We start from the raw sequence: 6,000 nt of genomic DNA, 5'->3' as shown, positions 1-6,000 counted from the left end.
TTCGCCCAGCTCAACGGCCTATTGCGGCAGCTGCTGCGGGAGAAGGAAGGGCGGGATGGCGGGCCTTCGGCGTGTGTGATCGACGCGCAGAGCGTCAAGACCTCCACCAGCGTCCCGGCTTCCGGCCAGGGCATCGACGCCGGCAAAAGGATCGTCGGCAGGAAGCGGAGCATCGTCACCGACACTCTCCAGGTCGCCGCCGGCCACCCCGGCGTCCGCAAGGTATGGGTCGACGGCGGCTACCGACAGCATCTTGTGGAACATGCCGCAGCTCTCGGCATCGACATGGAAATCACCGCCCGCAAGCCCGGGACCAGGGGATTCACCCCGATCCCGAAACGATGGGCAGTCGAGCGGACCTACGGCTGGCTCATGCTCCACCGCCGCCTGGCCCGCGACTACGAGACCTTGCCCGAACGCTCCGAGGCCGTGATCCACATCGCCATGACCGACCTCATGGCCCGCCGCCTCACAGGCGAGAACACCATCTCCTGGCGCGACCCAAAGAAGGCCGCCAACCGGCCCATCTCGGCATGAAACATCGGACGAAAACGACCTCTAAAGGGGCCGGCAGTAGCGTCACCCTCCCCCGTGGGCGACCGACCTGGAAAGACCTCGCGGGGATAGCGATACACGGACTGGGTTCACTTCCAATAACTACAAACGGGACTGGAAACTGCAAACCTGCGAGAACTTCCGCTGGTCACGCTTTGGCAACGCAGACGCGCTTCCCCCGGGTCGGGTAGCAGCGACTCCAGTCTGCCGAGTCGGGGCTCTGTTCGGGTGACTCCCGAGAGGCTCGAGGCTCTCGTTCGCCATCCTCGTCCACCCGTAGGGCGAGGGGCGGTATTCCATGCGGCAATCCGGGCACGGTCGTTCCTCACCCAGCGCCTGTGCGTTGTTGTAACGTCTCGCCTTTGTGCTTGTTCGTCAGCCCTCGGACTGCCAGCTCGAGGTTGAACCGGGACGAGCCGGGGGGTGTGAAGTGCAGGTGGAAGAGGGGGAGCAGCCAGATCTTGATCGACGTAGTCTGCGGGTGGCGTAGTTGGCCAGCAGATGCCCGTCAGGCACCGCTGGCGCCCCTTGGTCGAGTCTGATGATGATCTTTTTCGAACTCACCCGCCCGGTGGCGGCTCGCAGTGAGGCTTGCCTTGCCCGCCGCCACTTCAAGGGCGGCACACAGCGTGGCGGTGCCGGCTCGCACGCAGCCGTGATCGGCTGCGGTAAACCAAGCGTCATCGGCTGGAAGGGGTCCAGCGGTCTGGATTTGGCTCTTCTCGTCCACACAGACAAGCGCCTCTCAGACCGATCCAGATACAGGTCGACTGCATTGTGCATCTTATCGACGAAGTACGGTCCGTCGATAGCTTGAACGCAGTGGCGCGGTGCGGTCGCAGGCCGCAAACCCAACAGATCCGCAACATGGTCGACTGCGGCAGGCTCAGAAACCAGCCGCTCCGCTCGAATTTTCTATTCGCTCTGAATCCATTGACAGATGCAGAAGCGAACGATGCTAATAATCCTGCTCTGCCGTTTTCCCATAGTCGCGGCTCGGAGCTGCATGGTCCGAGAGTTCAGAGTGACACCGTCGCGGCATACCTGACGTCCATATTGGGTAAAGTCACCACGTGCCGCAGCCACGAGGCGGGCACGTCACCTCACTGCCTCGCTCCTGCGAGATGCGGGCTCACAGAGGCTCACCAAAGTATCAGACGTGTCCAGAATGAGCAGATTTTACTCTGCCACCTCCAGGCATCTCGCCCGAAGATGACGCCAAGAACGGATTCGGAGACAGCCATGTTAACTCATTTCAAGAGGTACACTCTCGCAGCGCCATTGGCGATAGCGTTAGGCGTGATGATCCCAACCAATTCTTCAACCGCTGCCACGCAAGTGCGTCCGCTCGCTTACAAGGTGGAGGTCTCCTTCAATACTGTCCGGCTTGACGATATCGAGGATGGCTGCCTCTTAAGTGACTGCACCGCAGACGCGATGGGGAGCCTTAGCACACTCTCAACGAATGGCTACCTACCTTGGTCGATCAATAAGCAGTACCGCAACTTCGGAGGCGACGGCGGCCACGGTGGTGATTCTTGGTGGAATGCCACGGGGGAAAAGTACCGCTACATGGATAGCGGTGTTTCATATAACTTCGCCGCCACCCGCTTGTGCAGCGGCTCAACGGGCACGACATGCAGTGGATCAGACCTGAAGCAGAATAACAAGGTCATACTGGAGGTGAAGCCCAACAGCTCTATTCAAGTTTCCGCCAAGATCAAGGATTACGACCCGGGTTCGGATGACGACACACTGTGCAACGTGTCGGACAGCGTTGGGGCCTTAAGTGCGGTCACTTTGAAGGATTTGAACATGTCGAGAACAATGGCTGAGGAAAAAGGGGACAGTGAGTATCTGGACGCCTCCTGTGAGGTTACTTATTCACTGAAAACGATCGGTTATGTCTGGCCCAACTCCTGATTTCTCCGCAAGTCTTCGACTTTGGGGCGACTGCTGAAACTGTCTGAACAGGTTGGGTGTATGAATCTTTGTGTGCAAGGCGCCCGTCGGGGATAAGGCAGTTTTTTGCCCAGCCCTGTAGTGCAGCGGTGCACTGCACCAGTCCGGTCAGGCTGTCTGTCCAGGGGAAGGGAACTTGGCCGCAGCCGCGGTGGAGGAGCCAGGTACGGGAGATCTAGCGCAGATCCGGGAACTATTCGGCGGGGGCATAAAGTCGAGCCCGCATCTGGGTCCGGCTGTACCGCATCACCCTCCACGAACTCGGCCCCGGCGGACAGCTGGACTGGAGCGCGGCGAGCGATCGATTCCATCGGCCTGCAGGCTGCAAAGGGGCCCCACTGACGGGACCGAGTTCGACTGACCGAGGCAAGTCACGATCGAAGATCCACCTGATCACCGACAGGAACGCGACTGCCGCTTGCCCTGGGCATCTCCGCGCGCGACCATGCACGACACCGGGCATGCCGCCGATCCGGTCACGCCGGTGTCGACGCCTACGGAGCTGCGCGCCGACAAGGGCTACGACTATCACCACCTGCGGCCGATGACTCGACGCGAGCGCCGCCACCGCGTCGCCCGCGTCGAGTTATCACAGCGGCTGGGCCGCCATCGCCGGATGGTCGACAACTGTGTCCTAGTGGCCGGCTGCCGTCGGCTCCATCATCACTCAAACACAGAGGCCGGCGTGTCCGTCTGTCTCCCCAATGGCTACACCATGGCCGTCCCAGGCGCGGGCATCGCCGGGGACGGCCCCACGGAAGCAGCCGGCTGGAACGTCTTCTGGACCGCCTACCCCGCCCAGTGGAAACTTCCCCTCTTCCCCACCGCAGCCCTCGAAAGCCTGAACAGCCAGAGCAGCGCCGACGCAAGATCCGCACCCTGCGCATCCGGACTTCTGCGTCTGAGACCCTCCTTACGGGCTCACGGGACACCCAGTCACCCCTTACAGGGAGGCCTGGAATGAACGCCCATGTCCTCGTGACCCACGACAGCCGCCAGACGGTCGCATGCGTGACCGGCGAACTCGACATCGCCACCGCCCTCCGCATCCGCCTGGCGCTCCTCGACGCCATCCATCGCCACGAGCGGGTCGTGGACCAGCCCCACTTCTGCGACTGCGCCGGCCTCAGCGCCCTCATCACCGCCCAGAAAACCGCGGATGCCCACGGCACCGCCCTGGCTATCCGCAACACTCCGGCTCAACTCGCGCGGCTGCTGCACTGTATCCCCCACCCCCTGCCCATCACGCCGCGCGAGCCAGGGGGGATGCCCACTCGATGGCCCCGCGCCGAACTCGGATAACCGCGCGAAAGTGGACCAGCATCCGACTCGATGCACGAGTGGCCTGACAAGATGGAGCGTCGCAGCGCAGCTTTCTGCTGCGTGCCAGCCAGCCGGGTTTTGGGCGGCCCGACGGCTGCCCCCAGAGCTCTGGGCGCCGGGCCTCACCCGCGCACGCCATATCGGCACGGGCTGGAGATGAGTCTACCGAGCAGCGGCCATACGGCGCCTTCAGCGCACTCCAGCACGATCCGCGACGGCAGAGCCAGAGCCTGAGCCATCGTCCGGCGACGCGCCCGACCCTACAGCAAGCCCGCCCGGCATCAGTGCCCGACAATGGCGGAATCTTCGGCCCTGACGACTCATACTCGGTTGTCTGGGCAGGTCATGGCCGGTTTCGGGCTGGCGTGGTCAAGCGGCGCGGGCGACCGCCTGGACCACGTGTGGAGTCCGTGGCCGCTGGCGGCAGTCGCGCAGAATCTTGTAGTACTTCATGCGGGCGAAGGCGTGCTCGAAGCGGGCCGGGACTCGCGGTGCTCGGCGTTGTCTTCCTCCACGGTAGGCGCCGTCGCCCAGCACGGTCACGCCTTCGCAGTGCTGGGCCAGACCGGAGTCCGGCCAGGCCTTCGCGTCCGCGGTGTTGCCGGGTATCGGCCGGACCCGGGGGCGATGACCAGCTTCGTCGGCGTCGATGATGACCTGCACGTTCGCCGAGAACCGGTAGTGCGTGAGGTCGCGCCAGGCTTCCGGTCGCCGGCCGGGAGCAGGGTCAGCCGGTCGACCACATCGGCCGGGGGCCTGCTCGATCGCGAGCCGCAGAGACAGGATCAGGCGACACCGTCGCGGGCGAGCAGCCGGACAAGGGGCGCGAGCTGCCGCATCGTGAGGTTTATGCGGTAACACACGGGCGTTGTCCCTTGATCGTGGGCACCCTGATCATTGGATCGTGAAGATCCATAGGATAGGAGTTCCCGTTGGGGACGTCGAGGTACTCGCCTGAGTTCCGGGCCGATGCTGTCGCGCTGTACCACGCCAGTCCGGGTGGGACCTATGCGTCGGTGGCCAAGGACGTGGGCGTCAACCACGAGACGCTGCGCACGTGGGTGCGGGACGCCGAGCAGGCCGCCCGGCCCGGCGCGGGTGAGGCCAGCGCGATGGAGAGGGAGAACCGGCAGCTGCGGGCGCGGGTGAAGGAACTCGAGCTTGAGCGGGAGATCCTGCGGAGGGCCGCAAAGTATTTTGCGGCCGAGACCAGCTGGTGAGCAGCCGCTTCCAGTTCGTCGCTGACAACCGGGACGCCTTCGGCGTCAAGCGGCTGTGCCGGATGCTGAGGGTCTCCCGTTCCGGCTTCTACCGGCACCTGGCCGGCGCGGACGCCCGAGCCGGCCGCGCTCGGGCCGATGCCGAGCTCGCCGAACGCATCACCGAGATCCACCAGAAATCGGACGGTACCTACGGGGCCCCGCGCGTCACCGCCGAACTCCGCGACAGCGGCGAGCGGGTCAATCACAAGCGGGTGGCACGCGTCATGAGGAAGTTCCACATCATCGGATTCCACCTGCGCAAGAAGGTCCGCACCACCATCCCCGAGCCCTCGGCGACGCCCGTCCCGGACCTGCTGCGGCGCGACGTCACCGCCCAGGCGCCGAACACCAAGTACGTGGGCGACATAACCTATCTCCCGATCGGAGGTGGTCAATTCCTCTATCTGGCAACGGTGTTGGATCTGTACTCGAAGCGGCTGGCGGGCTGGTCGATCCCCGACCACATGCGAACGGAGCTCGTCACCGACGCGCCCAAGGCCGCTGCGGCGGCCCGGGGCGCCGATGGCCTGCACGGCGCGGTGTTCCACAGCGACAACGGCGCGCAATACGTCCTAGCCGGAGCGTGCTGTCGGTCGTACGACGCTGGCGTGTGGCAGGCGTGTTCAGCCGGGGGAAGACGAAAGGGGGGTGAATCCAGACGGTAGTCTGGATTCACCCCCCTTTCAGGCCCCACCTATCCTCCCCAGGCTCGGCGGGGGCCGGCCGGCCCCGTGTCAGGGCGGAGCCGGAGCTCTGTTGCGGTTGATGTCGGAGGCCGGGGATGCATCAGCTGACGATAACGCAGTGTCTAGAGGTCTGAGCTTTTTCGGCCTTGCTTGATAATGCCGGCCTCCCGCTCAGCCCGACCGAGACCATCCGCCTGACCGCTGGTACCCCC

The 6,000-nt window shown here is 64.4% G+C and carries 4 protein-coding genes and 1 pseudogene; 4 read left to right on the top strand and 1 reads right to left on the bottom strand.

Going from position 1 to position 6,000, the window contains the following annotated elements; translation table 11 throughout:
• From ACIGXE_RS34990 to ACIGXE_RS34980, 3 genes are all read left to right on the top strand, one after another.
• The coding region (locus tag ACIGXE_RS34990) for a transposase (RefSeq protein ID WP_399753995.1) at nt 1-537 on the top strand (537 nt) is incomplete at its 5' end.
• Between the two features lie 1,320 nt (nt 538-1,857).
• The gene (locus ACIGXE_RS34985) at nt 1,858-2,478 is read left to right on the top strand and encodes a hypothetical protein (protein WP_399753993.1); all 621 of its coding nucleotides are present in this window, start codon (nt 1,858-1,860) and stop codon (nt 2,476-2,478) included.
• Nucleotides 2,479-3,477: 999 nt separating this feature from the next.
• Nucleotides 3,478-3,819 carry an STAS domain-containing protein gene (locus ACIGXE_RS34980; RefSeq protein WP_399753991.1) on the top strand — a complete coding sequence of 114 codons (342 nt, stop codon included), beginning with the start codon at nt 3,478-3,480 and terminating at the stop codon, nt 3,817-3,819.
• A gap of 390 nt (nt 3,820-4,209) precedes the next feature.
• On the opposite strand, the gene ACIGXE_RS34975 is transcribed toward ACIGXE_RS34980, so the two are convergent.
• Nucleotides 4,210-4,503 carry a hypothetical protein gene (locus ACIGXE_RS34975; protein WP_399753990.1) on the bottom strand — a complete coding sequence of 98 codons (294 nt, stop codon included), beginning with the start codon at nt 4,501-4,503 and terminating at the stop codon, nt 4,210-4,212.
• 269 nt (nt 4,504-4,772) lie between these two features.
• Here ACIGXE_RS34975 and ACIGXE_RS34970 point away from each other — a divergent pair.
• A pseudogene (locus tag ACIGXE_RS34970) lies at nt 4,773-5,737 on the top strand (IS3 family transposase); the annotation flags it as partial.
• Nucleotides 5,738-6,000: the final 263 nt, after the last annotated feature.

The sequence above is a fragment of the Streptomyces sp. NPDC053431 genome, assembly GCF_044544925.1.
In the GTDB taxonomy this organism is placed as follows: domain Bacteria; phylum Actinomycetota; class Actinomycetes; order Streptomycetales; family Streptomycetaceae; genus Streptomyces.
This window is presented reverse-complemented; position numbering and strand designations above follow the sequence as displayed.